The 23,706-nt window shown below is 71.9% G+C and carries 26 protein-coding genes; 13 read left to right on the top strand and 13 right to left on the bottom strand.

Translation table 11 applies throughout. The features are described 5' to 3' along the window. The 4 genes from FHX53_RS00430 (at position 1) to FHX53_RS00415 (ending at position 4,247) form a co-directional block, all read left to right on the top strand. Positions 1 to 1,332, top strand: coding sequence for a magnesium transporter MgtE N-terminal domain-containing protein (locus FHX53_RS00430; protein ID WP_182489168.1), 1,332 nt, complete (start codon positions 1 to 3; stop codon positions 1,330 to 1,332). Further along, the gene (locus tag FHX53_RS00425) at positions 1,322 to 1,882 is read left to right on the top strand and encodes a DUF1003 domain-containing protein (RefSeq protein WP_182489166.1); all 561 of its coding nucleotides are present in this window, start codon (positions 1,322 to 1,324) and stop codon (positions 1,880 to 1,882) included. The genes FHX53_RS00430 and FHX53_RS00425 overlap by 11 nt, the downstream gene beginning before the upstream one ends. Then, a complete protein-coding gene (locus tag FHX53_RS00420; RefSeq protein WP_343050706.1) occupies positions 1,875 to 2,987 on the top strand; it encodes an Mrp/NBP35 family ATP-binding protein in 1,113 nt (370 codons plus the stop codon). The genes FHX53_RS00425 and FHX53_RS00420 overlap by 8 nt, the downstream gene beginning before the upstream one ends. A 333-nt stretch (positions 2,988 to 3,320) precedes the next feature. Further along, positions 3,321 to 4,247 (top strand): LysR family transcriptional regulator, encoded by a 927-nt coding sequence (locus FHX53_RS00415; RefSeq protein ID WP_182489164.1) that lies wholly within the window; start codon positions 3,321 to 3,323, stop codon positions 4,245 to 4,247. 19 nt (positions 4,248 to 4,266) lie between these two features. Here FHX53_RS00415 and FHX53_RS00410 read toward each other — a convergent pair whose 3' ends face one another. Continuing rightward, positions 4,267 to 4,659 (bottom strand): twin-arginine translocase TatA/TatE family subunit, encoded by a 393-nt coding sequence (locus FHX53_RS00410; RefSeq protein ID WP_182489162.1) that lies wholly within the window; start codon positions 4,657 to 4,659, stop codon positions 4,267 to 4,269. Positions 4,660 to 4,722: 63 nt separating this feature from the next. Between FHX53_RS00410 and FHX53_RS00405 the strand changes: the two genes are divergently transcribed. Beyond that, entirely contained in the window at positions 4,723 to 5,355 is a 633-nt protein-coding gene (locus FHX53_RS00405) for a class I SAM-dependent methyltransferase (protein WP_182489160.1), read from the top strand. A gap of 93 nt (positions 5,356 to 5,448) precedes the next feature. On the opposite strand, the gene FHX53_RS00400 is transcribed toward FHX53_RS00405, so the two are convergent. From FHX53_RS00400 to dapE, 3 genes are all read right to left on the bottom strand, one after another. Continuing rightward, entirely contained in the window at positions 5,449 to 5,616 is a 168-nt protein-coding gene (locus tag FHX53_RS00400; protein WP_082514986.1) for a DUF3117 domain-containing protein, read from the bottom strand. A gap of 118 nt (positions 5,617 to 5,734) precedes the next feature. Next, the gene (locus FHX53_RS00395) at positions 5,735 to 6,982 is read right to left on the bottom strand and encodes a hypothetical protein (RefSeq protein WP_182489158.1); all 1,248 of its coding nucleotides are present in this window, start codon (positions 6,980 to 6,982) and stop codon (positions 5,735 to 5,737) included. Then, complete coding sequence (dapE, locus tag FHX53_RS00390; protein WP_246335367.1) at positions 6,964 to 8,082, bottom strand: succinyl-diaminopimelate desuccinylase; 1,119 nt, start codon at positions 8,080 to 8,082, stop codon at positions 6,964 to 6,966. The genes FHX53_RS00395 and dapE overlap by 19 nt, the downstream gene beginning before the upstream one ends. A 40-nt stretch (positions 8,083 to 8,122) precedes the next feature. Between dapE and dapD the strand changes: the two genes are divergently transcribed. Further along, positions 8,123 to 9,088, top strand: coding sequence for a 2,3,4,5-tetrahydropyridine-2,6-dicarboxylate N-succinyltransferase (gene dapD / locus FHX53_RS00385; protein ID WP_182489156.1), 966 nt, complete (start codon positions 8,123 to 8,125; stop codon positions 9,086 to 9,088). Positions 9,089 to 9,358: 270 nt separating this feature from the next. On the opposite strand, the gene FHX53_RS00380 is transcribed toward dapD, so the two are convergent. From FHX53_RS00380 to FHX53_RS00355, 6 genes are all read right to left on the bottom strand, one after another. Next, positions 9,359 to 10,642, bottom strand: a complete 1,284-nt coding sequence (locus FHX53_RS00380) for a citrate synthase (protein WP_182489154.1) — start codon at positions 10,640 to 10,642, stop codon at positions 9,359 to 9,361. A gap of 205 nt (positions 10,643 to 10,847) precedes the next feature. Then, positions 10,848 to 11,999, bottom strand: coding sequence for a succinyldiaminopimelate transaminase (gene dapC, locus FHX53_RS00375; protein ID WP_182489152.1), 1,152 nt, complete (start codon positions 11,997 to 11,999; stop codon positions 10,848 to 10,850). A gap of 12 nt (positions 12,000 to 12,011) precedes the next feature. Continuing rightward, positions 12,012 to 12,329, bottom strand: a complete 318-nt coding sequence (gene fdxA / locus FHX53_RS00370) for a ferredoxin (protein WP_182489150.1) — start codon at positions 12,327 to 12,329, stop codon at positions 12,012 to 12,014. Next, positions 12,326 to 12,754, bottom strand: coding sequence for a hypothetical protein (locus FHX53_RS00365; protein ID WP_182489148.1), 429 nt, complete (start codon positions 12,752 to 12,754; stop codon positions 12,326 to 12,328). The genes fdxA and FHX53_RS00365 overlap by 4 nt, the downstream gene beginning before the upstream one ends. A gap of 5 nt (positions 12,755 to 12,759) precedes the next feature. Continuing rightward, on the bottom strand, positions 12,760 to 13,884 hold the full coding sequence (locus tag FHX53_RS00360) for a branched-chain amino acid aminotransferase (RefSeq protein ID WP_182489146.1): 1,125 nt from the start codon (positions 13,882 to 13,884) through the stop codon (positions 12,760 to 12,762). An 88-nt stretch (positions 13,885 to 13,972) separates the two neighbouring features. Beyond that, on the bottom strand, positions 13,973 to 15,022 hold the full coding sequence (locus tag FHX53_RS00355) for a 3-isopropylmalate dehydrogenase (protein ID WP_182489144.1): 1,050 nt from the start codon (positions 15,020 to 15,022) through the stop codon (positions 13,973 to 13,975). A gap of 221 nt (positions 15,023 to 15,243) precedes the next feature. Between FHX53_RS00355 and FHX53_RS00350 the strand changes: the two genes are divergently transcribed. Continuing rightward, positions 15,244 to 15,483 (top strand): DUF6458 family protein, encoded by a 240-nt coding sequence (locus tag FHX53_RS00350; RefSeq protein WP_182489142.1) that lies wholly within the window; start codon positions 15,244 to 15,246, stop codon positions 15,481 to 15,483. 89 nt (positions 15,484 to 15,572) lie between these two features. On the opposite strand, the gene serA is transcribed toward FHX53_RS00350, so the two are convergent. Beyond that, on the bottom strand, positions 15,573 to 17,165 hold the full coding sequence (gene serA, locus FHX53_RS00345; protein WP_182489140.1) for a phosphoglycerate dehydrogenase: 1,593 nt from the start codon (positions 17,163 to 17,165) through the stop codon (positions 15,573 to 15,575). A gap of 116 nt (positions 17,166 to 17,281) precedes the next feature. Between serA and FHX53_RS00340 the strand changes: the two genes are divergently transcribed. The 5 genes from FHX53_RS00340 to thiD all read left to right on the top strand — a co-directional run bounded on the left by FHX53_RS00340 (position 17,282) and on the right by thiD (position 21,914). Then, positions 17,282 to 17,659 carry a DoxX family protein gene (locus FHX53_RS00340; RefSeq protein ID WP_246335366.1) on the top strand — a complete coding sequence of 126 codons (378 nt, stop codon included), beginning with the start codon at positions 17,282 to 17,284 and terminating at the stop codon, positions 17,657 to 17,659. A gap of 169 nt (positions 17,660 to 17,828) precedes the next feature. Further along, positions 17,829 to 19,562 carry a phosphomethylpyrimidine synthase ThiC gene (gene thiC / locus FHX53_RS00335; protein ID WP_182489136.1) on the top strand — a complete coding sequence of 578 codons (1,734 nt, stop codon included), beginning with the start codon at positions 17,829 to 17,831 and terminating at the stop codon, positions 19,560 to 19,562. Continuing rightward, complete coding sequence (gene thiM, locus FHX53_RS00330; RefSeq protein WP_182489134.1) at positions 19,559 to 20,401, top strand: hydroxyethylthiazole kinase; 843 nt, start codon at positions 19,559 to 19,561, stop codon at positions 20,399 to 20,401. Before thiC ends, thiM begins: the two co-directional genes overlap by 4 nt. Beyond that, entirely contained in the window at positions 20,398 to 21,066 is a 669-nt protein-coding gene (gene thiE, locus FHX53_RS00325) for a thiamine phosphate synthase (RefSeq protein WP_182489132.1), read from the top strand. The genes thiM and thiE overlap by 4 nt, the downstream gene beginning before the upstream one ends. Beyond that, positions 21,054 to 21,914 carry a bifunctional hydroxymethylpyrimidine kinase/phosphomethylpyrimidine kinase gene (thiD, locus tag FHX53_RS00320; protein ID WP_182489130.1) on the top strand — a complete coding sequence of 287 codons (861 nt, stop codon included), beginning with the start codon at positions 21,054 to 21,056 and terminating at the stop codon, positions 21,912 to 21,914. Before thiE ends, thiD begins: the two co-directional genes overlap by 13 nt. Here thiD and FHX53_RS00315 read toward each other — a convergent pair. Beyond that, positions 21,904 to 22,284, bottom strand: coding sequence for a hypothetical protein (locus tag FHX53_RS00315; protein ID WP_182489128.1), 381 nt, complete (start codon positions 22,282 to 22,284; stop codon positions 21,904 to 21,906). The two genes, thiD and FHX53_RS00315, sit on opposite strands and share 11 nt — an antisense overlap. Continuing rightward, a complete protein-coding gene (locus FHX53_RS00310; protein WP_182489126.1) occupies positions 22,254 to 22,721 on the bottom strand; it encodes a hypothetical protein in 468 nt (155 codons plus the stop codon). Before FHX53_RS00310 ends, FHX53_RS00315 begins: the two co-directional genes overlap by 31 nt. 80 nt (positions 22,722 to 22,801) lie before the next feature. On the opposite strand from FHX53_RS00310, the gene FHX53_RS00305 reads away from it, so the two are divergent. After that, a complete protein-coding gene (locus FHX53_RS00305) occupies positions 22,802 to 23,596 on the top strand; it encodes a DUF1353 domain-containing protein (RefSeq protein WP_182489124.1) in 795 nt (264 codons plus the stop codon). Positions 23,597 to 23,706: the final 110 nt, after the last annotated feature.

Genomic DNA, 23,706 nt, shown 5'->3' with positions numbered 1-23,706 from the left:
GTGAGCGCCGCGAAAGTATTCGTCGCCCGATTGAGCGGGTGCTCCGTCTTCGACCCCGCGGGCGACAAGGTCGGCAAGGTCCGCGACGTGCTGGTCGTGTACCGGCGAACGGATGCTCCGCGCGTGGTCGGCCTCGTGGTCGAGGTGCCCGGCCGGCGCCGGGTGTTCCTCTCCATCGGCCGCGTCACGAGCATCGGCTCGGGCCAGATCATCACGACGGGCCTCATCAACCTCAGACGGTTCGAGCAGCGCGGAGGCGAGGTGCGGGTCCTCGCCGAGATGATCGGCCGCCGGGTCTCCATGCGCGACGGCAGCGGCGAGGCCACGATCGAGGACGTCGCGATCGAGGAGTCGGGGCCGGGCGAATGGGCCGTGGGCCAGCTGTTCCTCCGCCGCCCCCGCCCCGCAGCCGCGCCGTTCGCCAAGGGCGGCACGGTCTTCGCGCGCTGGGTCGACGTGACCGAGCGGGCGTCGGGGGTTACCGGCCAGAGCGCCGAGCAGCTCATCGCCCAGTACACCGACCTGCTTCCCGCCGACCTCGCGAGCACGCTCCTGGAGCTCTCCGAGGAGCGGCGCATGGAGGTCGCGGAGGAGCTTCCCGACGACCGGCTCGCCGACGCGCTCGAGGAGATGCCCGAGTCGGATCAGGTGCGCATCCTCTCCCAGCTCGACGACGACCGCGCCGCCGACGTGCTCGACAACATGGAGCCCGACGACGCCGCCGACCTCATCGCGCAGCTGCCGACGACGCGCGGCGAGCACCTGCTCGAGCTCATGGACCCCCAGGAGGCGGAGGACGTCCGCTTCCTGCTCTCCTACGACGCCGACACCGCCGGCGGGCTCATGACGACCGAGCCCATCATCGTTTCGGCCGACGCGACCGTGGCCGAGGGGCTCGCGCTCATCCGTCGGCACGAGCTCGCCCCCGCGATCGGCGCGGCCATCTGCGTCACGCTGCCGCCGTACGAGCCGCCCACCGGGCGCTACCTCGGGATGGTGCACTTCCAGCGGATGCTGCGCTACCCGCCGCACGAGCGTCTCGGCACTCTGCTCGACCAGTCGATCGAGCCGGTGACGCCCGACACCTCAGCCGCCGAGGTGTCGCGCCGCCTGGCGAGCTACGACCTCGTCTCACTGCCCGTCGTCGACGAGACGCGCCGCCTCGTCGGGCTCGTCACGATCGATGACGTTCTCGACTACTTGCTGCCCGACGACTGGCGCAGCGCCGAGCACGACGCTCCCCTCCCGCCGCGCGCTCGCCGCCGATCGCCTGCGCCGGTGCCGCGCGCCGGTCGCGGCTCGTCGTCGAGGAGGCCGGCCGATGGCCGCTGACCGCCGCCGCCGCCCGTCCTCCGGGCCACGTCGCGACGGACTCGACGCACCCAAGTCGCAGCGCCGATCGCTGTTCCGCCCGCAGTTCACGAGCCGCGACCGCATCGGACGATTCTCGGAGGGCTTCGCCCGCGCGATGGGCACGCCGTGGTTCCTCATCGGCATGACGCTGTTCGTCGCGGTCTGGATCACCTACAACAGCTCAGCCCCGGCGGGCGCGCAGTTCGACCCGCGCGCCCTCAACTTCACACTCCTCACGCTCATCCTGTCGCTGCAGGCCTCGTACGCGGCGCCCCTCATCCTGCTGGCGCAGAACCGCCAGGACGACCGCGATCGCGTGCAGATCGAGCAGGACCGCCAGCGCGCCGAGCGAACCCTCGCCGACACCGAGTACCTTGCCCGCGAGGTCGTCGCACTCCGACTGGCGATGAAGGACATCGCCACCAAGGAGTTCATCCGCGCCGAGCTGCGCAGCCTCCTGGAGGAGCTCGACCGCTCCGACCTCGAGCAGATCGCGGTCGCCGCCGACGACCGCGACCGCCGTGGCTGACGCCGCTCCCCCGACGCCGACCGAGCAGGACGTGCGTCGCGCACTCGACCGCGTCATGGACCCGGAGCTGCGCCGGCCCGTCACCGAGCTCGACATGGTGCCCCGCGTGAGCGTGCAGGGCGACCGCGTCACGGTCGACCTCGAGCTCACGATCGTGGGCTGCCCCGCAGCCGACCGCATCGAGCGCGATGTCCGCGCCGCGGCATCCTCGGTGCCGGGAGTCGCGTCGGTCGACGTCGCGGTCGGCGTGATGGCCCCGGCGGTGCGGGATGCCCTCATCGCCCGCCTGCGCGGCGACCGGCCCGCCATGCCGTTCACCCCCGATTCGCTCACGAGGGTCATCGCCGTGACAAGCGGCAAGGGCGGCGTCGGCAAGTCGACCATCACCGCCAACCTCGCCGTCGCGCTCGCGCAGCAGGGGCTGCGGGTCGGCCTCGTCGACGCCGATGTGTTCGGCTTCTCGATCCCGGGCCTCCTCGGCATCGCCGGGGCGAAGCCGACGCGCGTCGGCGAGGCGATCATGCCGCCGCGCGCGCACGACGTCGCGGTGATCTCGATCGGCATGTTCGTGGACGAGCGCACCGCCGTCTCGTGGCGCGGGCCGATGCTGCACCGGACGGTGCAGCAGTTCCTCACCGACGTGTATTTCGGCGACCTCGACGTGCTCGTGCTCGACATGCCCCCCGGCACGGGGGATGTCGCGATCTCGGTGGGGCAGCTGCTGCCGCACGCGGAAGTCGTCGTGGTGACGACGCCGCAGAAGGCGGCGGCAGACGTCGCCGAGCGCTCGGCGCTCGTGGCGAGGCAGACCGGTCAGACGGTCATCGGCGTCGTGGAGAACATGGCGGGGCTCGCGCAGCCCGATGGAAGCGTGCTCGAGCTGTTCGGCTCCGGCGGCGGGGCCGAGACGGCGGAGCGGCTCGGCGTACCGTTGCTCGCGCGGGTGCCGCTGTCGATCGCGCTGCGGGAGGGCGGCGACGAGGGCGAGCCGATCGTGCTCGTCGACGGCGACCCGGCGGCCGAGGCGATCAGAGATCTCGCCCGTGCGATTGCAGCGCGGGGCCGCGGACTTGCAGGGCGCCCGCTCACCGTCTCACCGCGCTGACTCGGGCTCCGGGCTGCCCGCGCCGAGCATCCGAGCGTTAACGACGACTGCCGCCGGAACCCGCTCCCACCCCTGGAATGGTGAGCGCGGGATCCGACGGCAGTCGACGGAGTCGGCGGCTATGGGCGCGGAAGCGACGGCACGCGACGGTAGCCGTCCTTCGCCGTCACCACGGCGGTCGAGACCGCTCCGGCGATACCGAGCAGAGCGATGATGAGCAATCCGGCGAGCATGTCCGCGTTCTCCTTTTCGTTTCCTGAGCACCCCTATTCGACCTCACGTGACGTTTCAGCACAATCGAATGTTTCTTATGCGTCCATGTAGTATGGCTTCATGGATGTACGCCGCCTCGAACTGCTCCGCGAGTTCGCCGATCGGGGGTCCATCACCGCCGTTGCGGCAGCGACGCACCGCACACCGAGTGCCGTCTCGCAGCAGCTCAAGCTGCTCGAGCGGGAGGCGGGCGTCGCTCTCACCGAGAAGCGCGGGCGCGGCCTCGAGCTCACCGGGGCGGGCCTCGCGCTCGCCGACACCGCTCGACGGATCGCGGTCGCGATCGAGTCCGCCGAGGCGCTCTGGCTCGAGTTCAAGCAGAGTCCGCGAGGCTCGGTGTCCGTGAGCGCCTTCCCGACGGCCGGGCAGATGCTCCTCCCCGGGGCGCTGCGCGCGCTGCGCGACGAAGAGGGCCTCGAGATCGTGCTGACCGACCATGATCTCCCCCTCCCCGACTTCGCGCAGCTCACGGCCGACTACGACGTCGTCATCGCCGACTCGCAGGGAATCCCCGCCCATTGGAACGAGAACGGGCTCCGGTGCGTGCCGCTCATGATCGAGCCGTTCGACGTCGCCCTGCCCGCCGGCCACCCTCTCGTGGAGAAGACCGTGGTGCGGGGCACCGACCTCGTCGACGAGCACTGGATCGGCGCGCCGGTCGGCTACCCGTACGATCGCGTGCTCGAGCGCCTTGGGGCGACCGTCGGGCGCGAGCCGCGCATCGTGCAGCGCGTCATGGACAACCTCATCGTCGAGCGGCTCGTCGCGGCCGGCATCGGCATCGCGATCCTTCCGCGCTTCACAACGCGCAGCCACGGCAACGGCATCGTCACCCGGCCGATCACGGGCCTCCCCGCCGAGCGGCAGATCTCGGCGCTCATGCGCGCCGACCGCGCCGAGCGCCCGAGCGTGCGCCGCGTGCTCGAACTGCTGGCGGTCGAGGCCGAACGCGTCGTCGCGGGCTACCGCACCGTCGGTGAGCGCTGAGCACCGGGGGATGTCGCGGCTATGTCGCCTCGGCGTCGAACGGCGCCGGCCGGCCTTCCCTCTGGAGCCGCTGGCGCTGCGCGTACGCCGATTCCCGCACCGGCGCCGTGACCGTCGCGGCCGCGCTTCCCGCACGGGGCCGGACGGGCTGCGCATCGTCCTCCAAAAGAGCCTCGCGGATTATGCGGCGCGGGTCGTACTGGCGAGGATCGAGCTTCTTCCAGTCGACGTCGTCGAAGTCCGGTCCCATCTCGTCTCGCATGCGCTCCTTCGCGCCGTTCGCCATGTCCCGCAGCGTCCGTATGAAACGCGCGAACTGCGCCGCGTATCCGGGAAGCCGGTCAGGGCCGATGAGGAGCACGGCGATGAGTCCGATGAGCAGGAGCTTCTCGAACGTCAGGCCGAAGGACACCCGCTCAGAATAGCCGGGCGAACCGGAGCCCCACCCCTAGGCTGTCAGCGAGAAGGAGGGCCCGTGGCCAGCAAGGAACTGTCGTGGAAGTACGTCGAGGAGTCGACGGTCGAGCCCGATGAGATCGCCACGGCCCGCGCCCACTCCGTCGAGCAGGGCGTCGACCCCGTCACCGCCGCGACGGGCGCCCACCTGGCGCTCGCGACCGCCGTCGTCGACGCGCAGTCGATCATCGAGATCGGAACCGGCCTCGGCGTCAGCGGGCTCTGGATGCTCCGCGGCGCGCCCGGCGCCCACCTGACCACGATCGACCTCGAGGCCGAGCACCAGCAGCACGCCCGCAAGTTCTTCACCGACGCCGGGCACGCGACCGCTCGCGTGAGAATGATCACGGGCCGCGCGATCGACGTCCTCCCCCGCATGAACGAGTCGAGCTACGATGCCGTGCTCGTCGACGCCGACGCCAAGAGCCTCCTGGACTACCTGGAGCACGCGCTGCGGCTCGTCCGCGTAGGCGGCGTCGTGCTCATCCCCCACGCGCTGTGGCGCGACACCGTCGCAGACCCGGCCAAGCGCGAGGCGACGACGCGCGACTTCCGCTCCGTGATCGGCGAGCTCGCGGGCTCGAGCGCCGTGCACGTCGCCCTCTCGCCAGTCGGCGACGGACTCCTGCAGATCATCAAGCGCGGCGCGTAGTCGCCTGCGGGGTCGACGACGCGAGCGCGCCCGGAAACACGAGACGGGGCCGAGCCCGGAGGCTCGACCCCGTTCACGCATCGGGTGCTGTCGTCAGGAGATCGCCGCGGCGAGCGCGTCGTGAAGTTCCTTCGCCTCGTCATCGTTGACGGAGACGACCAGGCGGCCACCGCCCTCGAGCGGTACGCGCACGATGATCAGTCGCCCCTCCTTGACAGCCTCCATCGGTCCGTCGCCGGTTCTCGGCTTCATGGCGGCCATATGCGGTTTCCCCTTTCGATGAAAGCTCTGCCCTCATTATCTAGTACGCGGGTCGTTCGGCTAAATCGACGGAGGCCCGGTCGTGGATATTCGTCACGGCCCGCGCCGCGCATCCCGGTCAGGGCGGGGTCCAGTCCGCGCCATCGACCCACCACGCGATGTGGACCCAGCCGAGCTGGCCCGCGACCGAGGCGGCGAGCAGGAGCATGACGAGCGCGGCGCGCAGCCAGCGCGGCCGCACCGCGAGGGCTCCGGCGCCGATCGCACCGAGCACGGGCGCGAGCGGCAGCAGCAGTCGGAACGTGCTCGACTGCGGGAAGAACACTGCGAGGAGGTAGACGGCGTAGGCGACGATCCAGCAGCGGAGCGCCACGGGCATCCGGCGCATCTGCGGGAGGGCGAAGGACGCGGCCGCCGCCGCGAGCACGACGACCAGGACGACGGGACCGACCGCGTCGCCGAGCCACCATTGCGCTCCCTGCCACCAGGCCGTGAACGGAACGAGCTCGACCGGTCCGATGTAGGGGCGGCGCCAGGCGAGCTCGGTGTCGATGTATCCGGTCAGGTCGCCGGTGAGGAGGGCCACGAGGCCCGGCCAGGCGAGACCCGCGAGGCCCGCGATGACGGTCACGGCCGCGAGCTCGATGCGCTCGCGCATCGGAAAAGGCTCGAGCGCGCGGTGATCGCGGCACCACCGCCAGGCGAGCAGGAGCGCGAGCCCGAAGGCGAACGCGAGACCGCTCGGCCGCGTGAGAGCCATGATCGTGACGATCACCGCGAGCGGCGCGTAGCGGCGCCGGACGACGAGCAGGAGCGCCCCGAGCAGCAGCGCCAGGTGCAGCGCCTCGGCGTACGCGACCTGCAGGATCGGCGAGACCGGCGCGAGGCACAGCAGCGCCGTCGCGAGGAGGGCCTCGCGCTCGTCGAGCCACGTTCGCACGAGCCTGTGGAACAGCAGCGCTGCGACCGCCCCGGCTAGGACCGACACCGCGACGGCCGTGGGAGCGAAGGGCAGCCCCGTGAGCACCATCACCCCGCGCACGACGAACGGATAGACGGGCATGAAGGCGAACGCGTTCTCCGTCGCGAGGCCCGCCTCGTCGCGCGGGATAGCGTCTGGGTAGCCGCCCGCGGCGATGATCCAGTACCACGTGCCGTCCCACAGGCGGGCGAACTCGAGGTACTCGGGCTGCGCAGTCGTCCACGCGTTCGCCTGCTGACGCGAGGCGAAGTGCAGCAGGACGCCCGTGGAGACGACGCGCGACCCCGCGTACAGCGCGAGGATGCTCAGCCACCACGGCGGGCGTCGGGGGAGGGCGAGCAGTCGCTCCCCCACCGGGCGGGAGCTCAGGCCGAGGTCAGCCATGCGCGCAGGCCGCGCTCGCACGCGACGATCTGCTCGACCGGGACGCGCTCGTCGTCGGTGTGGGCGAGCGACGGGTCGCCGGGGCCGTAGTTGACGGCGGGCATGCCGAGCTCGCTGAAGCGCGCGACGTCCGTCCAGCCGTACTTGGGGGCTGGCTCGGCGCCCACGGCCTGGACGAAGCGCTGTGCGAGCGGAGCATCCAGTCCGGGGCGGGCGCCCGCCGCCGCATCGGTGACGACGACCTCGACGGGCGGGTCGAGATCGGCCACGAGATCGCGCACGTGCTGCTCGGCCTCGGCGAGGGTCTTGTCGGGGGCGAATCGGTAGTTGACGGTCAGTGTCGCCGCGTCGGGGATGACGTTGCCCGCGACGCCGCCGCTCACGCCGACCGCGTTGAGGCCCTCGCGGTAGTCGAGCCCGTCGACCGTCACGGTCACGGGCTCGTAGGCGGCGAGGCGCTCGAGGATCGGCGCGAGCGCGTGGACGGCATTGACCCCCATCCATGAGCGAGCCGAGTGCGCGCGGCGGCCGGCCGTGCGCAGTTCAAGGCGCAGAGTGCCGTTGCAGCCGCCCTCGATGCCCGAGTTGCTCGGCTCGCCGAGGATCGCGAAGTCGCCCTCGAGGAGCTCGGGGCGCGTTCGCGCGAGTCGGCCGAGGCCATTGAGCTCGCTTGCGACCTCCTCGTGGTCGTACCAGACCCACGTGATGTCGTAGGCGGGGTCGACGAGCCGCACCGCGAGGGCGAGGAGCACCGCGCAGCCGCCCTTCATATCGACCGTGCCGCGCCCCCACAGGGTGTCGATGCCGTCGTCGACGCTGCGACGCGTGGGCAGGTTGTCGTTGATGGGCACCGTGTCGATGTGGCCGGCGATCACGACGCGCTCGGCGCGGCCGAGGCTCGTACGTGCGACGATCGCATCCCCGTCGCGGATGAGCTCGAGGTGCGGGGCGTGCACGCGCAGCGTCGCCTCGATCGTGTCGGCGAGAGCGCGCTCGTCCGCCGAGACGCTCGGGATGTCGCACAGCGCGGCGGTGAGCGCCACGACGTCGTCGAGGAGGGCGGGGGCCAGTGGCTGGGCGTTCATCGGCTGCGCGTTCATCGGCACGAGCCTAGTTCGCGGCGCGGGTAGCCTGGATCCCATGCCCGACAGCCCGCTCACGCACGCCTGGGGCTACGGCCTCGCCACCGTCCGCCTCGCCGACGGCGGGATTCTCGACACCTGGTTCCCCTCCCCCGCCCTCGGCACCCTTCCGGAGGGCCGCGACCGCCACATCGTGCCGGCCGATATCGAGCACCTGGAGGCGGAGGACGCGCGCCGAGGAGTGAAGATGGAGGCCCGCACGGTCGAGATCGAGCTCGCCGCGGCTCCCGCATCCACGCCCGATTCGTACCTGCGACTGCACCTGCTGTCCCACCGCCTCGTGAAGCCGAACACCGTCAACCTCGACGGCGTCTTCGGGCACCTGCCCATCGTCATGTGGACGACCGCGGGCCCCGTGCACCCCGACGACTTCGACGCGAACCGCCCCGCGCTGCAGCGGGCCGGCGTCTCGGCGCTGGGCATCGACAAGTTCCCGCGCCTGCTCGACTACGTCACGCCGCCGCGCGTGCGCATCGCGGACGCCTCGCGCGTGCGTCTCGGCGCGTACCTCTCGCCGGGCACGACCGTCATGCACGAGGGGTTCGTGAACTTCAACGCCGGAACCCTCGGCGCCTCGATGGTCGAGGGCCGCATCAGCCAGGGCGTCGTCGTCGGCGACGGCAGCGACATCGGCGGCGGCGCCTCGATCATGGGCACGCTCTCGGGCGGCGGCGCGCACCGCGTCTCGATCGGCGAGCGCGCCCTGCTCGGAGCCAACTCAGGGATCGGCATCTCGATCGGCGACGACTCGGTCGTCGAGGCCGGGCTCTACGTGACCGCCGGCACGAAGGTCGTCGTGCTCGACGGCGCACTCGACGAGGATGCCCGCCCACTCACCGTGAAGGCTGCGCAGCTCTCGGGCGTGGCCGGTCTGCTGTTCCGGCGCAACTCGCTCACCGGAGCGGTCGAGGTGCTGCCCCGCACGGGCGCCGGCGTCGTGCTCAACGAGGCGCTGCACGCGTAGGGCGACGCGCCGCGCCACGCGCGCCGGTGCGGGTCTCGCTCAGGCCCGGTCTGGGCCGCAGCACTCCGTCCGTGGCCCGATTCAGTGGGCGCGTGAGTCGCGCCACCGGAGCTGCGGGACTTGCACCGTCCCCGACTGCACCGTCGCGCGGTTCGGCGTCGCGACGCGCCGCCCGAGGCGCGCGACACGCCGTGTCCCACAGCGCCGACTCCGAACGAGCGAACACCATGCGGCGGACGGCAGTGCGCAGACGCGGCCCGCGCCGCGCGGCTAGCGCTGCGGCCAGTCGCGCGCGGGCGCTCCCGTGTAGAGCTGCTGGGGGCGGCCGATCTTCGTCTGCGGGTCGTCGTTCATCTCGCGCCAGTGGGCGATCCAGCCGGGAAGCCGGCCGATCGCGAAGAGCACGGTGAACATGCGCGTCGGGAAGCCCATGGCCTTGTAGATGACGCCCGTATAGAAGTCGACGTTCGGGTAGAGGCGGCGCTCCTTGAAGTAGTCGTCGTCGAGGGCGATCTGCTCGAGCTCGCGCGCGATGTCGAGCAGCGGGTCGCTGATGCCGAGGTCGGCGAGCACGGCGTCGGCGCTCTCCTTCACGAGCTTGGCGCGCGGGTCGTACGACTTGTACACCCGGTGGCCGAAGCCCATGAGCTTGATGCCGTCCTCCTTGTTCTTCACCCGCTCGACGAAGCGCTCGACGCTCTCGCCGCTGTCGCGGATGCGGCCGAGCATCGTCAGAACCGACTCGTTCGCGCCGCCGTGCAGCGGGCCCGAGAGAGCGTTGATGCCCGCCGAGATCGAGGCGAAGAGGTTGGCCTCGGTCGAGCCGACGAGGCGCACGGTCGAGGTCGAGGCGTTCTGCTCGTGGTCCTCGTGGAGGATCAGCAGGCGCTCGAGCGCCTGCGACATGACGGGGTTGACCTCGTACGGCTCGGCCATGGTGCCGAAGTTCAGGCGGAGGAAGTTGTCGACGAAGCTCAGCGAGTTGTCGGGGTACAGGAACGCCTGACCGACCGACTTCTTGTGCGCGTAGGCCGCGATGACGGGAAGCTTCGCGAGGAGGCGGATGGTCGAGATCTCGACCTGCTCGGGGTCGTGCGGGTTGAGCGAGTCGCCGTAGTAGGTCGACAGCGCCGAGACGGCCGACGAGAGCACCGACATGGGGTGCGCCTGGTGCGGCAGCGAGTCGAAGAACCGCTTGAGGTCCTCGTGAAGGAGCGTGTGGCGACGCACCCGCTCGTCGAACGCGGCGAGCTCGGAGGCGCTCGGCAGCTCGCCGTAGATGAGGAGCCACGCGACCTCGAGGAAGCTCGAGTTGGCGGCGATGTCCTCGATCGCGTACCCGCGATAGCGCAGGATCCCCTGGTCGCCGTCGATGTACGTGATCGCGCTCTTCGTCGAGGCGGTGTTGACGAATCCGTAGTCGAGGGCCGTGAGGCCGGTCTGCTTCGTCAGGGTCGAGACGTCGATGCTCGAGGCGCCGTCGGCACTGGTCAGGATGGGGAACTCCGCGGTTCCGCCGGGGAACTGCAGGATGGCCTTGTCGGCGTCGCTCACAGCGCCTCCTCGCGTTGGTGGGGTCGGGGGTGGTGGCGGGATGGCCGCGTTCGTCGGGGTGGCGCCGGTCCGCGGAAGGAACCCGACTACAGCCTAGGCGACCGCGGCGACCAGTACCGCATCGACCAAGACGCCCGATCCGGCGTTGTGGAAGTCCGCCAAGGATGACCGTGGCTCGTCACAAGTGACGGCCACGGCATGCGCGTCACGCCACGCTCGCGCGCAGGCGCTCCGCCGCCTGCGCGATGCGCTCGTCGGTCGCCGTGAGCGCGAGCCGCACGTGCCGCGACCCCTCCCCCTCGTAGAAGGTTCCGGGGGCGGCGAGGATCCCGAGCTCCACGAGCGCGGCGAGGGTGTCGAGCGCCGGCTCATCTCGCGTGGCCCACAGGTAGAGCCCGGCCTCGGAGCGGTCGATGCGGAAGCCGGACGCGCGCAGGGCGCCGGCAAGGGCATCCCGTCGCGACCGGTAGATCTCGCGCTGGGCGGCGACGTGCGCGTCGTCGTCGAGCGCGGCGATCATGGCCGCCTGCACGGGCGCGGGCGGGATGAGCCCGAGGTGCTTGCGCGCTTCCAGCAGCTGCCGCACGATCGCGGAGTCGCCGGCCAGGAAGGCCGCACGGTACCCGGCGAGGTTCGACTGCTTCGAGAGCGAGTACACGCTCAGCAGGCCGGTCAGGTCGCCGTCGACGACGCGGGGGTCGAGGATGCTCGGCACGAGCGCCGGTCCGCGCGGGTCGCCCGCGCCGCCGGCCTCGGTCGTCTCGCCCCAGCGCTCGGGCTCCCATCCGAGCTCTGCGTAGCACTCGTCGTTGACGAGCACGGCGCCCAGCTCGCGGGCTCGCGCGACCGCCGCTCGCAGCCCGGCGGTGCCGAGGACGGCGCCGTCGGGGTTGCCGGGCGAGTTGATCCAGATGAGTCGCGCGCCGTCTGGCCAGCGCGCGGGGTCGTCCTCCGCGACCGCGGTCGCGCCGAGCAGCGCGCCGCCGACCGAGTACGTCGGGTACGCGGTGCGGGGATGCACGATGACGTCGTCGCGGCCGAGGCCGAGGAGGAGCGGCAGGAGCGCGACGAGCTCCTTCGAGCCGATCGTGGGGAGCACGGCATCCGTGCCGGGGAGGATCACGCCGCGCCGTCGCGCGTACCAGCGCACGATCGCCTCGCGCAGGGCGGGCGTCCCCATCGTCTGCGGGTAGGCGTGCGCGTCGGTCGCGGCCACGAGCGCGTCGCGCACGACCGCGGGGGTCTCGTCGACGGGCGAGCCGACCGAGAGGTCGACGATGCCGTCGGCGTGGGCGCGCGCACGGGCCGAGAACGGCGCGAGCGAGTCCCAGGGGAAGTCGGGCAACGAGAGGGGCACGAGGGCCCCGCGTCAGTTCTGCGGCGGGAGCGCCGTGACGACCTCGTGGTCGCCGTGGATCACGCCGACCTTGGCCGCACCGCCCGGCGAGCCGATCTCCTGGAAGAACTCGACGTTCGCGCGGTAGTAGTCGCTCCACTGCTCGGGGAGGTCGTCCTCGTAGTAGATCGCCTCGACGGGGCACACGGGCTCGCAGGCGCCGCAGTCGACGCACTCGTCGGGGTGGATGTAGAGCATCCGGTCGCCCTCGTAGATGCAGTCGACAGGGCACTCGTCGATGCACGCGCGGTCTTTGACGTCGACGCAGGGAAGGGCGATCACGTAGGTCACGGCGCTGAAGGGTCTCTCTGATCGGAAGCGGTCGTCTCGATGCTACCCGCCGGTCGACGGTGAAGGCGCTGAACGCGGGGCCAAGCGAGCACGACGAGCGCGATGAGCATGATGCCGACCGTCCACGCGTAGCCGAGCAGGTTGCCGGGGATGAGCACGGATGCCCCGGCTCCCGGGGTCGCGAGGGCGAGCACGACCGAGCCGATCCCGAAGGCGCCGGCGGCGGCGGGACCGCGATCGTCGCCCCAGGCGCGGAGCCCCGTCAGGAACAGCGCGGTCGTCGAGGCCGCGAGCACGATGCCGACCGGCGGGAGCGACTGGTGAGTCGCGGAGCCCACGAGCCCGATGATCGCGCCGCACAGGCTCGAGAGCGCGAGCACGCCGATGCGGTGCAGCGCCCGCTGGCGGGCGGAGCGGGTGGTCACGTCGCTCAGGCGTCCAGGCGGAGCATCCACCCGTGGGTGTCGGGGCGGCGGCCGTACTGGATGCCGGTGAGCTCCTGGCGGAGCGACATCGTCAGCTCGCCGGGCTGGGCGTCGGCCGAGCCGATCTCGAAGGCCTCGCCGTCGACGACGCCCTTGAGCAGGCCGATGGGGGTCACGACGGCGGCCGTGCCGCACGCGAACGCCTCGACGATCTCGCCGGAGGCGACGCCGTCGCGCCACTCGTCGAGCGTCACGCGGCGGCGCTCGACGCGGTGGCCGCGATCCTCCGCGAGCTGCAGGATCGAATCGCGCGTGATCCCCTCGAGGATCGAGTCGCTGTGCGGAGTGATGAGGGTGCCGTCCTTGGTGACGAGCACGACGTTCATGCCGCCGAGCTCCTCCAGATACGTCCCCTCGACCGAGTCGAGGAAGAGCACCTGCTGGCAGCCGTGCTCAGCGGCCTCCGCCTGGGCGACGAGAGAGGCGGCGTAGTTGCCTCCGGTCTTCGCCGCGCCCGTGCCGCCCTTGCCGGCGCGCGAGTACGAGGTCGTGAGCCAGATGGAGACGGGGGCGACGCCGCCGGAGAAGTAGGCGCCGGCGGGCGACGCGATCACGTAGTAGGCGACCTTGTGGGCCGGACGCACGCCGAGGAAGGCCTCCTTGGCGAACATGAACGGGCGCAGGTACAGGCTCGTCTCGGGCGCGCTCGGCACCCAGTCGCCGTCGACGGCGATGAGCTGACGCAGCGACTCGAGGAAGTGCTCGACGGGCAGCTCGGGCAGCGCGAGCCGCTTCGCGGAGCGCTGCAGGCGGCGCGCGTTCGCGTCGGGCCTGAATGACCAGATTGAGCCGTCGCCGCGACGGTAGGCCTTGAGGCCCTCGAAGATCTCCTGCCCGTAATGCAGCACGGCCGCCGAGGGGTCGAGCGCGATCGGGCCGTACGGCTGCACTCGCGGGCGGTGCCAGCCGCCCCTCTCGCTCCAGCAGATGTCGACCATGTGGTCGGTGAAGTGCTTGCCGAAGCCCGGTGCGGCGAGGATCGCCTCGCGCTGCTCCGCGCTCATCGCGTGCTCGTTGCGGGTGACCTGGAAGGTCAGCCCCTGGTCCGCCATCGGCAGGAGGTTCGTCATGGTCGTCCTCGAGAATCGCCGTCGGATGCTCTCCGACGGTGGAGTGTGGGTTCAGGGTACTCCGCCGCGGTCGCGGAGCAGGTCGTGCTCAGCGCTCGACGGCCGCCAGGATGGCCGCGCCGACCTCGCGCGTCGACCGCCTCTCCGAGCCGCGACCGGCCAGGTCGGCGGCGACGGCCGTCGTGATGCGGGTTGCCGCCTCCGGGTGCCCGAGGTGCTCGAGCAGGAGCGCCGCCGAGAGGATCGCCGCCGTCGGGTCGGCTTTCTGCTGACCGGCGATGTCGGGCGCCGAGCCGTGGACGGGCTCGAACATGCTCGGGAAGGCGCGGTCGGGGTTGATGTTGCCCGATGCCGCGAGCCCGATGCCGCCGCTGATGGCGCCGGCGAGATCGGTGAGGATGTCGCCGAACAGGTTGTCGGTGACGATCACGTCGAAGCGCGCGGGGTCGGTGACGAGGAAGATCGTCGCCGCGTCGACGTGCAGGTAGTCGACGTTCACGCCGGGGAACTCCGGCGCGATGCGGTCGACCGTGCGCTGCCAGAGCGAGCCGGCGTTCACGAGCACGTTGGTCTTGTGGACGAGCGTCAGGCGGCAGCTGCGGGCAGCGGCCTGCGCGAATCCGAAGCGCACGACGCGCTCGACGCCGAACGCCGTGTTCACGCTGACCTCGTTGGCGATCTCGTGCGGGGTCCCGACGCGGATGCTCCCGCCGTTGCCCACGTACGGGCCCTCGGTGCCCTCCCGAACGACGACGAAGTCGACCTCGCCGGGGCTCGACAGCGGCGAGGTCACTCCCGGGAAGAGGCGCGTGGGTCGCAGGTTGACGTAGTGATCGAACGCGAATCGCAGTCGGAGCAGAAGACCGCGCTCGATGAGCCCGCCCGCGAGCCGGGCATCCCGCGGATCGCCGCCGACGGCACCGAAGAGGATGGCGTCGTGGCGCGCGAGGCGCTCCATGGTCTCGTCGTGCAGGATCTCGCCGGTCTCGAGGTAGTGCTCGGCACCGAGCGAGTAGTGCGTCTCGGCGATCGCGACACCACCGCCGACCGCGGAATGGAGGACAGCGAGGGCCTCGGTCGTGACCTCCGGGCCGATGCCGTCACCGGGGATGACGGCCAAGTCGATGGTCGAGGACATAGAAGACCTTTCCTGCGGGGGCGGAATGAGGCGGACGGGGCGTTCGACCCCCGCGTGGGGGAGGGCACGGCTGATTCACAGCATCACGCTCGGATGCCCGGAATTCCGGGGCGCGAGGGCTCTCTAGGCTATCGCGTGCGCCGATCGTCGCGCCGCGGAGGGCTTTCGCGAAGCGTCCAGGTAACGCTAGGTTCTCTCTCGGATACGGAAGGAGCTCCACCATGAGCATCGGATTCGGAATCTTCCTGTTCGCACTGGGGGCGATCCTCGCCTTCGCTGTGAACGTCAGCCTCGACTGGATCGAGCTGTCGACGATCGGGTACATCCTGATGGTCGCCGGCGTCGTGACGGTCATCATCGGCGTCGTGCTGATGAGCCGTCGCCGCTCCACGTCGACGTCGCACACGACGGTCGACCCGGTCACGGGCGACCGCGTCACGCGCCGCGACGACATCGTCTAGCGCGAACACGCCCGACTACGACGACGGCGCCGTTCCCCTGGTGGGGGCGGCGCCGTCGTCGTGTGCGCGGCCTGTCGCGTCGAGCGCGCTCAGCCGTCGATGATCGTGATCTCGCGCATGACGGTCGCGTCGATCGCGGCGCGCACGCGCTCCAACAGCTCCTCGGGCACGCGCGAGTCGACCGTCAGCACGCTCAGCGCGGGGCCGCCGGCCTCGTGGCGGGCGATCTGCATGCCGGCGATGTTGATCTGCGCCTCGCCGAACTCCTTGCCGTAGACCGCCACGATGCCGGGACGATCGGTGTAGAGCATGACGATGAAGTGCTCGGCCATCGGCACCTCGACGTCGTAGCCGTTGATCTCGACGATCTTCTCGACCTGCTTCGCGCCGACGAGCGTGCCCGATACTGAGAGCTGCGTGCCGTCCGCGAGCGCGCCGCGGACCGTGAGCAGGTTGCGGTACTCCTCGCTCGTCGCGTCGGCGATGAGACGCACGGCGACCCCGAGCTGCTCGGCGAGCAGCGGCGCGTTGACGTAGCTGACCTGCTCGCTCGAGATGCGCCCGAAGATGCCCTTGAGCGCGGCGAGCTTGAGCACGCTGACGTCGTGCTCGACGATCTCGCCTCGCACCTCGACGTCGATGCTCGCGAAGGCGTGATCGGCGAGGCTCGCGAACACCTGGCCGAGCTTCTCCATGAGCGGGATGCCCGGGCGCACGCTCGGATCGATGACGCCGCCCGCCACGTTGACCGCATCGGGCACGAGCTCGCCGTCGAGCGCGAGGCGCACCGACCTCGCGACCGAGACGCCGGCCTTCTCCTGCGCCTCGTCGGTCGATGCCCCGAGGTGCGGGGTGAGCTGGATCGAGGGAAGGTCGAGCAGCGGCGAGCCGACGGGCGGCTCGGAGACGAAAACGTCGAGGCCCGCCCCGGCGATGCGGCCGGTGGCGAGCGCCTCGCGCAGGGCATCCTCGTCGATGATGCCGCCGCGGCTGGCATTGACGATGCGCAGCTCGGGCTTGGCCTTCCCGAACTGGGCCGTGCTGATGAGGTTCGTCGTCTCGGGCGTCTTCGGGATGTGGATGGTGATGAAGTCGCTGCGCTCCATGAGCTCGTCGAGGCTCAGCAGGGTCACGCCGAGCTGCTGAGCGCGCGCGGGCGGGACGAAGGGGTCGTAGCCGACGAGCTCGACGCCGAAGCCCGCGAGACGCTGGGCGACGAGCGTGCCGATGCGGCCCAGGCCGACGATGCCGACCGTCTTCTCGTACAGCTCGACGCCCGTGAAGGCCGAGCGCTTCCACTCGCCGCGCTTCATCGAGGCGTTCGCGTCGGGGATGTGCCGCGCGAGGGCGAGCAGGTGGCCGACCGCGAGCTCGGCAGCCGAGATGACGTTGGAGGTCGGGGCGTTGACGACCATGACGCCCGCGGTCGTCGCCGACTTCACGTCGACGTTGTCGAGGCCGACGCCCGCGCGGGCGATGACCTTGAGCTGACGGCCCGCGGCGATCGCCTCGGCGTCCATCTGCGTCGCCGACCGTATGAGCACCGCGCTCGCGTCCGCGAGCGCTGACAGCAGCGCCGGGCGGTCGGTGCCGTCGACCTGACGGATCTCGAAGTCGGGCCCGAGGGCATCGACCGTGGCGGGGGAGAGTTCTTCGGCGATGAGCACAACCGGCTTGGTCACGAGGACGGTCCTAACGCAGGGGTGTACGCGAAACGAGGAGAGGTGGTGGTGTGCGATCGCCGCGCACCGGCGGGGGCGATCGGTGCTCTCAGGGTATCGCAGGCAGAATGGCGGCCATGACGCCCGTCGAGCTCGCGCGCGCAATCACGGCGGCGCTGTTCATCGCCATGGGCGCCCTCCACTTCGTACCGGTCCTCGTGCGCGGCATGGCCGCGATCATTCCTCCCGCCCTGCGGAATCGGCTCCTCTCCGCCCGCTGGCTCGTGTGGATCACGGGCGCGTGCGAGATCGCCGGCGGCCTCGGCTTGCTGTGGGAGCCGACGCGGGTCGCGGCCGGCGTCGCGCTCGCTGTGTTCCTCGTGTGCGTATTCCCGGCCAACGCCTACGCGGCGAAGCACCCCGAGCGCTTCGGGCGCATCGCTGTGCCGTTCTGGCCCCGGCTCATCGCGCAGGTCGCGCTCATCGCGGTCGTGCTCTGGGTCGCGATCGCCTGATCAGAGGATGCGCGGGGCCGGGGCGTGCGGGCCGGGCGCGGCGTGCGCTACCGTAGGCGGCATCCACACGCGGGAGCCCTGAGGCAGAGGGCTGAGAACCGGGCTGACGCCGCCCGGGACCGTTCGAACCTGTCCGGGTCATGCCGGCGAAGGAAGAAGGGGCCGCTCCGTGCATACTGCACGCACTCTCTCGCACCATCACGACGAGCACGGCATCGCCGTTCCCGTCACCTCGATCGCGCTCTCGCCCTCGCCGAACGGCGAGCACAATCCGCCGCTCGAGGTCTACCGCACGGAGGGGCCGGGCGGGGATCCCGTCGTCGGCCTCCCGCCGGTGCGCGCCGGCTGGATCGCGGATCGCGGCGATACCGAGCAGTACGCCGGCCGCGAGCGCTCGCTGCTCGACGACGGCCGGGCGGCGATCCGCCGGGGCGCGGCCTCGGCCGAGTGGCGCGGCGCCAAGCCCGCCCCGCGCCGCGCGCTGCCGGGCCGTCGGGTGACGCAGATGCACTATGCGCGACGCGGCGAGATCACCTCCGAGATGCGCTTCGTCGCGCTGCGCGAGGGCTGCGACGTCGAGCTCGTGCGCAGCGAGGTCGCGGCGGGCCGGGCGATCATCCCGAGCAACATCAATCACCCCGAATCCGAGCCGATGATCATCGGCAAGGCGTTCCTCGTGAAGATCAACGCCAACATCGGCAACTCGGCCGTCACGAGCTCGATCGCCGAGGAGGTCGACAAGCTGCAATGGGCGACCCGCTGGGGCGCCGACACCGTCATGGACCTTTCGACGGGCGACGACATCCACACGACGCGCGAGTGGATCATCCGCAACTCCCCCGTGCCCATCGGCACCGTTCCGCTCTACCAGGCCCTCGAGAAGGTCGGCGGCGATGCGAGCGCGCTGACCTGGGAGGTCTACCGCGACACCGTCATCGAGCAGTGCGAGCAGGGCGTGGACTACATGACGGTGCACGCCGGGGTTCTGCTGCGCTACGTGCCGCTGACTGCCGACCGCGTGACGGGCATCGTCTCGCGCGGCGGCTCGATCATGGCCGGCTGGTGCCTCGCGCACCACCGCGAGAACTTCCTGTACACCCACTTCGACGAGCTGTGCGAGATTCTCTCACGCTACGACGTGGCGTTCTCGCTCGGCGACGGACTTCGGCCGGGCTCGATCGCCGATGCCAACGACGCCGCGCAGTTCGCCGAGCTCGACACGCTCGCCGAGCTCACCAAGCGCGCGTGGCAGCACGACGTGCAGGTCATGGTCGAAGGGCCCGGCCACGTGCCGCTGCACCTCGTGCGCGAGAACGTCGAGCGACAGCAGGAGCTGTGCGACGGCGCCCCGTTCTACACGCTCGGCCCTCTCGTGACCGACATCGCGCCGGGTTACGACCACATCACCTCGGCGATCGGGGCGACCGAGATCGCCCGCTACGGCACCGCGATGCTCTGCTACGTGACTCCGAAGGAGCACCTGGGGCTGCCGAACCGCGACGACGTGAAGACGGGCGTCATCACCTACAAGATCGCCGCGCACGCCGCCGACCTCGCCAAGGGGCACCCCGGGGCGCAGGACCGCGACGACGCGCTGTCGAAGGCTCGCTTCGAGTTCCGCTGGCGAGATCAGTTCGCCCTCTCGCTCGATCCCGAGACCGCCGAGGCGTTCCACGACGAGACGCTGCCGGCCGAGCCGGCAAAGACCGCGCACTTCTGCTCGATGTGCGGGCCGAAGTTCTGCTCGATGCGCATCTCGCAAGACATCCGTACCGAGTTCGGCGGGTTGTCGGAGGAGGATCGGCAGGAGGGCATGCGTCGCAAAGCGCGCGAGTTCGTCGATCGCGGCGGGCGCATCCTGCTCGACGCTCCGGTCGTCAGCATCGCGGAGGAGTCGCGATGAGCGCGGTCGTCGCCTCCGCCACGAGCGCTGATGCCGCGAGCACCGTCGTCCCGGCCGACGATGTCGCCGACCGGCTCGAGCTCGTGCGCGAGAGCGCGCCGCTCGTGCAGTGCCTGACGAACGTGGTCGTCGCGAACGCGACCGCGAACATCCTGCTCGCTCTCGGCGCCGCTCCCGCCATGGTCGACATCCCCGAGGAAGCCGGCCTCTTCGCCGGCGTCGCCTCGGCCGTGCTCGTCAACCTCGGCACTCCGCACGCAGAGCAGCGGGCGGCGATGGAGCACGCGGTGCGCTCCGCGTCGACGGCGGGAACGCCCTGGGTGCTCGACCCGGTCGCCGTGGGGGCGCTGCCCGTGCGGACGGCGCTCGCCCGCAAGCTCGCCGCCGCCCGGCCCACCGCGATCCGCGGCAACGCCTCCGAGATCATGGCGCTCGCCGGCGTCGGCGCGGGCGGGCGCGGCGTCGATGCGACCGACAGCGTCGACGCCGCCGCCGAGGCCGCCGAGGCGCTCGCCCGACGCTTCGGCGCGGTCGTCGCCGTCTCGGGCGCCGTCGACCTCGTCACCGACGGCGAGCGCACGGTTCTCGTGCGCACCGGCCACGCGCGACTGACGACCATGACCGGCGGCGGATGCGCCCTCGGCGCAGTCATGGCGGCCTTCCTGGCGGCCGGCGGCGATCCCCTGGTCGCCGTCGTCGCCGCCAGCGCGGTCTACACGATCGCCGCGGAGATCGCAGCCGAGCGCTCGGCCGGGCCGGGCAGCTTCGCACCCGCCTTCCTCGACGCCCTCGCCGGCATCGACGGCGAGGGCGTTCGGGCGCGAGCGCTGCTGGCGTGACGGTCGAGCTCAGCGACCGGCGCCCGACGCCGAGCGGGGTCTACTTCGTCGCCGACCACGCGGTCTGCGGCGACGGGCGGTTCGTCGAGGTGGTGCGGCAGGCGGTCGCCGCCGGCGTCCGCACCGTGCAGGTGCGCGACAAGCTCGGTTCGGCCGCGCGTCAGCTTGAGCTGCTCTCGGCCGTCGCCCGCGCGGTCGGCGATCGCGCGACGGTGATCATGAACGACCGCGTCGACGTGTTCCTCGCCGCGCACGCTGCGCACGCGCTGGTGCACGGCGTGCACCTGGGCCAGCACGACGTGCCCGCCGTGCTCGCTCGGCGGCTCGTCGGCGCCGAGGCGATCGTGGGCGTCTCGGCGCAGACGCCGCAGCAGTTCGACGAGATCGAACGACTGCCGCCGGGCTGCGTCGACTACCTCGGGGTCGGTGCGGTGCGCGAGACCCCCACCAAGCCCGACCACCCCGCCCCGCTCGGCATCGAGGGGCTCGGCGCGCTCGTGGCGAGCACGACGCTGCCGTGCATCGCGATCGGCGGCATCGAGGCCGACGATCTGCCCGCTCTGCGTCGTGCGGGGGCCGCGGGTGTCGCCGTCGCCTCGGCGATCGGCGGTGCCGACGACGCCCACGGCGCGGCCCGACGACTCGTCACGGCGTGGGGCCCGTGAGGGACGGGCCGCCGCGAGTGCTCGCGATCGCCGGCACCGACCCGACCGGCGGCGCGGGAATCCAGGCCGATATCAAGACCATCAGCGCTCACGGCGGCTACGCGATGGCCGCGATCACGGCGATCGTCGCCCAGAACACGACGGACGTGCGGGCCGTGCGGCCGGTGAGCGCTCGACTGCTGACAGCCCAGCTCGACGCCGTGAGCGACGACGTCGAGATCGACGCGGTGAAGATCGGCATGCTCGGCAGCGCCGCGGCGGCGCGCGCGGTCGCGGCCTGGCTCGATCGCGCCCGACCGCCGATCGTCGTGCTCGATCCCGTGCTGCGCGCGACGACGGGTCGCACCCTCACCTCGCCCGTCGCGATCGGCGGCATGCGAGCGCTCATCGAACGGGTCGACATCATGACGCCGAACCGCGACGAGCTCGCCGCGCTGCTCGGGCGACCGCGCCGGGCGTCGTGGGCCGATGCCGTCGACGATGCCGTCGACGCCACCGCGCTGTGGGGTTCGCGCGTGCTGCTCACCGGCGGCGACGGCACCGGCGATCTCGCCGTGGACGTTCTCGTCGAGCCGCGCGGCGGCGACGCGCCTCGGCTGACCGAGGCATCGGCGCCGCGCGTCGCCACGCCCCACACGCACGGCACGGGCTGCGCGCTGTCGTCGGCGCTCGCGACCCTGCAGGTGGGCGAGCGCGATTGGTCGCGGTCGCTCGCCCGAGCGAAGCAGTGGCTCGGCAGAGCCTTGCGCGCGGCCGAGGTGCTCGATGTCGGCCGCGGCGCCGGGCCGCTGCACCACCTCTGCGAGCGCGACGACGGGCGCGCGGCCTCGCACCGGCTCAGCCCGTGACGATCGCCGAGGCCGCGGCGACGAGGCTCAATCGCGTCGTGGCGATCGTCGCGAGCGCGACGATGAGCACGAGCGTGAACCGCGTGAGAGTCTGACGCCGCCCCACGACGAGCCCGAGGGCGAAGATGACGGGTGGCGCGAGCACGCTCGCTGCCAGAACGGGCCACGGCGTGCGGTCGGCGAGGCCGAGCGCACGCAACTGCTGCGGCAGGGCGAGCAGATTGGAGACGCCGTCGAAGAGGAACCAGGCGGCGAGAAGCCCGAGCGCGATCGTCACGGCGACCCGGCTCGCGCCGAAGCGGGGGCGGGCGGCGGCGGGCGCATCCTGCGCCTCGGCGTTCACGACAGCACCGCCAGCAGTAGCGGCCACGGCGCGAGCACGAGCGTGCCGAGCGCGAGCCAGCCGATCCGCACGGCGGGCCGGCCACCGCGCGTGAGCGCCATGACGGCGCCGAACCACAGCGCGCACGCGATGATCGCGAGGAACTCGCCGAACTGGTACATGACCTCGATCAGCAGCGTCGCGCCTGTCAGGGGCAGGGAGCCGATCGACAGGATCCATCCGACCGAGTAGGCCAGGTACACCCCGGCGAGGAGACCCGTCGCCGCCGTCACGGCGCTGCGGCGGCGATCGGCGGGGGATGCGGCGGTCGCGATGGGCGCGGCGGCGCCGTCGCGGGCATCCGCCCCCTCATCGCCGGGCGCGGGCTCGTCGGCGTCGACTCGATCGTCGCGGCCCGGATCGACCCAGCTCGGGTCATCCGGGTCGCCCCAGTCGAGGGCGTCCTCGCGGCGGTCGGCGGTCATGCGGCCACCCTACCGACCCTCGGGACGACGCCCGCTGAGGGTCGGAGGGGCCGGGTAGCGTCGAGCCGGAGGGGGTCGACATGCCGTTCATCACCGCCGACGGGCGGCCGCTCGAAGGCGTGCCGCTGCTGTACAGGATGGGGCGCGACTTCCAGGTCACAGAGGCCTTCGCGTACCGCGACCCGCGCGACGGCTCGGTCGTGACGGTGCCCGCGCACGACGTCTCGCGGCCGCCGACGCTCGGCAACTCGACCGACTTCGCGTCGGTGCCGCCGTTCCTGTGGGGACTCATCGCGAACTACGGCCCGCAGACGCTCCCGGCGATCCTGCACGACGCGATGGTCGAGGATGCCCGGCGCGCGCCCGTCGCGGAGCGCCTCCCGCGGCGGCGCATCGCCGACGACCTCTTCCGGGTCGCACTCATCGACAACGGCATCCACCTGCTGCGGGCGCGCGTCATGTGGGCCGCCGTCGGGCTCGAGAGCTGGCTGCGCCACGGCGGCGCGCTCGGTCGGCTGCTGTTCGCGCAGGTCGCGGTCGGGGCGCTGTGGCTCATCGCGGCGACCGTGCTCGCGATCGTCGATGCCGGCGGGCTCGGGCCGTGGTGGCTCGTGATGCTCGCGGCGCCCGCTCTGCTCGCCGCGCCGTGGGGGCCCGCGGCGGGTCTCGTCATCGCGGCCGCGTACCTCGGGGCGCTCTACGCCCCGCTCGTGCTCGGCGCGTTCCTCGCCTCGCACGTCGAGGGGCTCATCGCCCTCGGGGTGTGGCTGCTCACGGGGCGCCGCGGGCCGCGCCCGCAGGCCGAGCCGACGATCCGCTGGAAGGACGAGTACGGCCCCGAGCACGCGGCGGGGGCCGCCACTCCCCCGCGCTGAGCCGCGTTCGCGTCTGCGCGTCGCACTCCTGCGCGTCGCACTCCTGCGCGTCGCACTCCTGCGCGTCGCACTCCTGCGCGTCGCACTCCTGCGCGTCGCACTCCTGCGCG

Source organism: Microcella alkalica (assembly GCF_014137945.1).
GTDB classification, from domain to species: domain Bacteria; phylum Actinomycetota; class Actinomycetes; order Actinomycetales; family Microbacteriaceae; genus Microcella; species Microcella alkalica.
The sequence above is the reverse complement of the archived record's forward strand: the minus strand, read 5'-3'. Positions and strand labels throughout refer to the sequence as shown.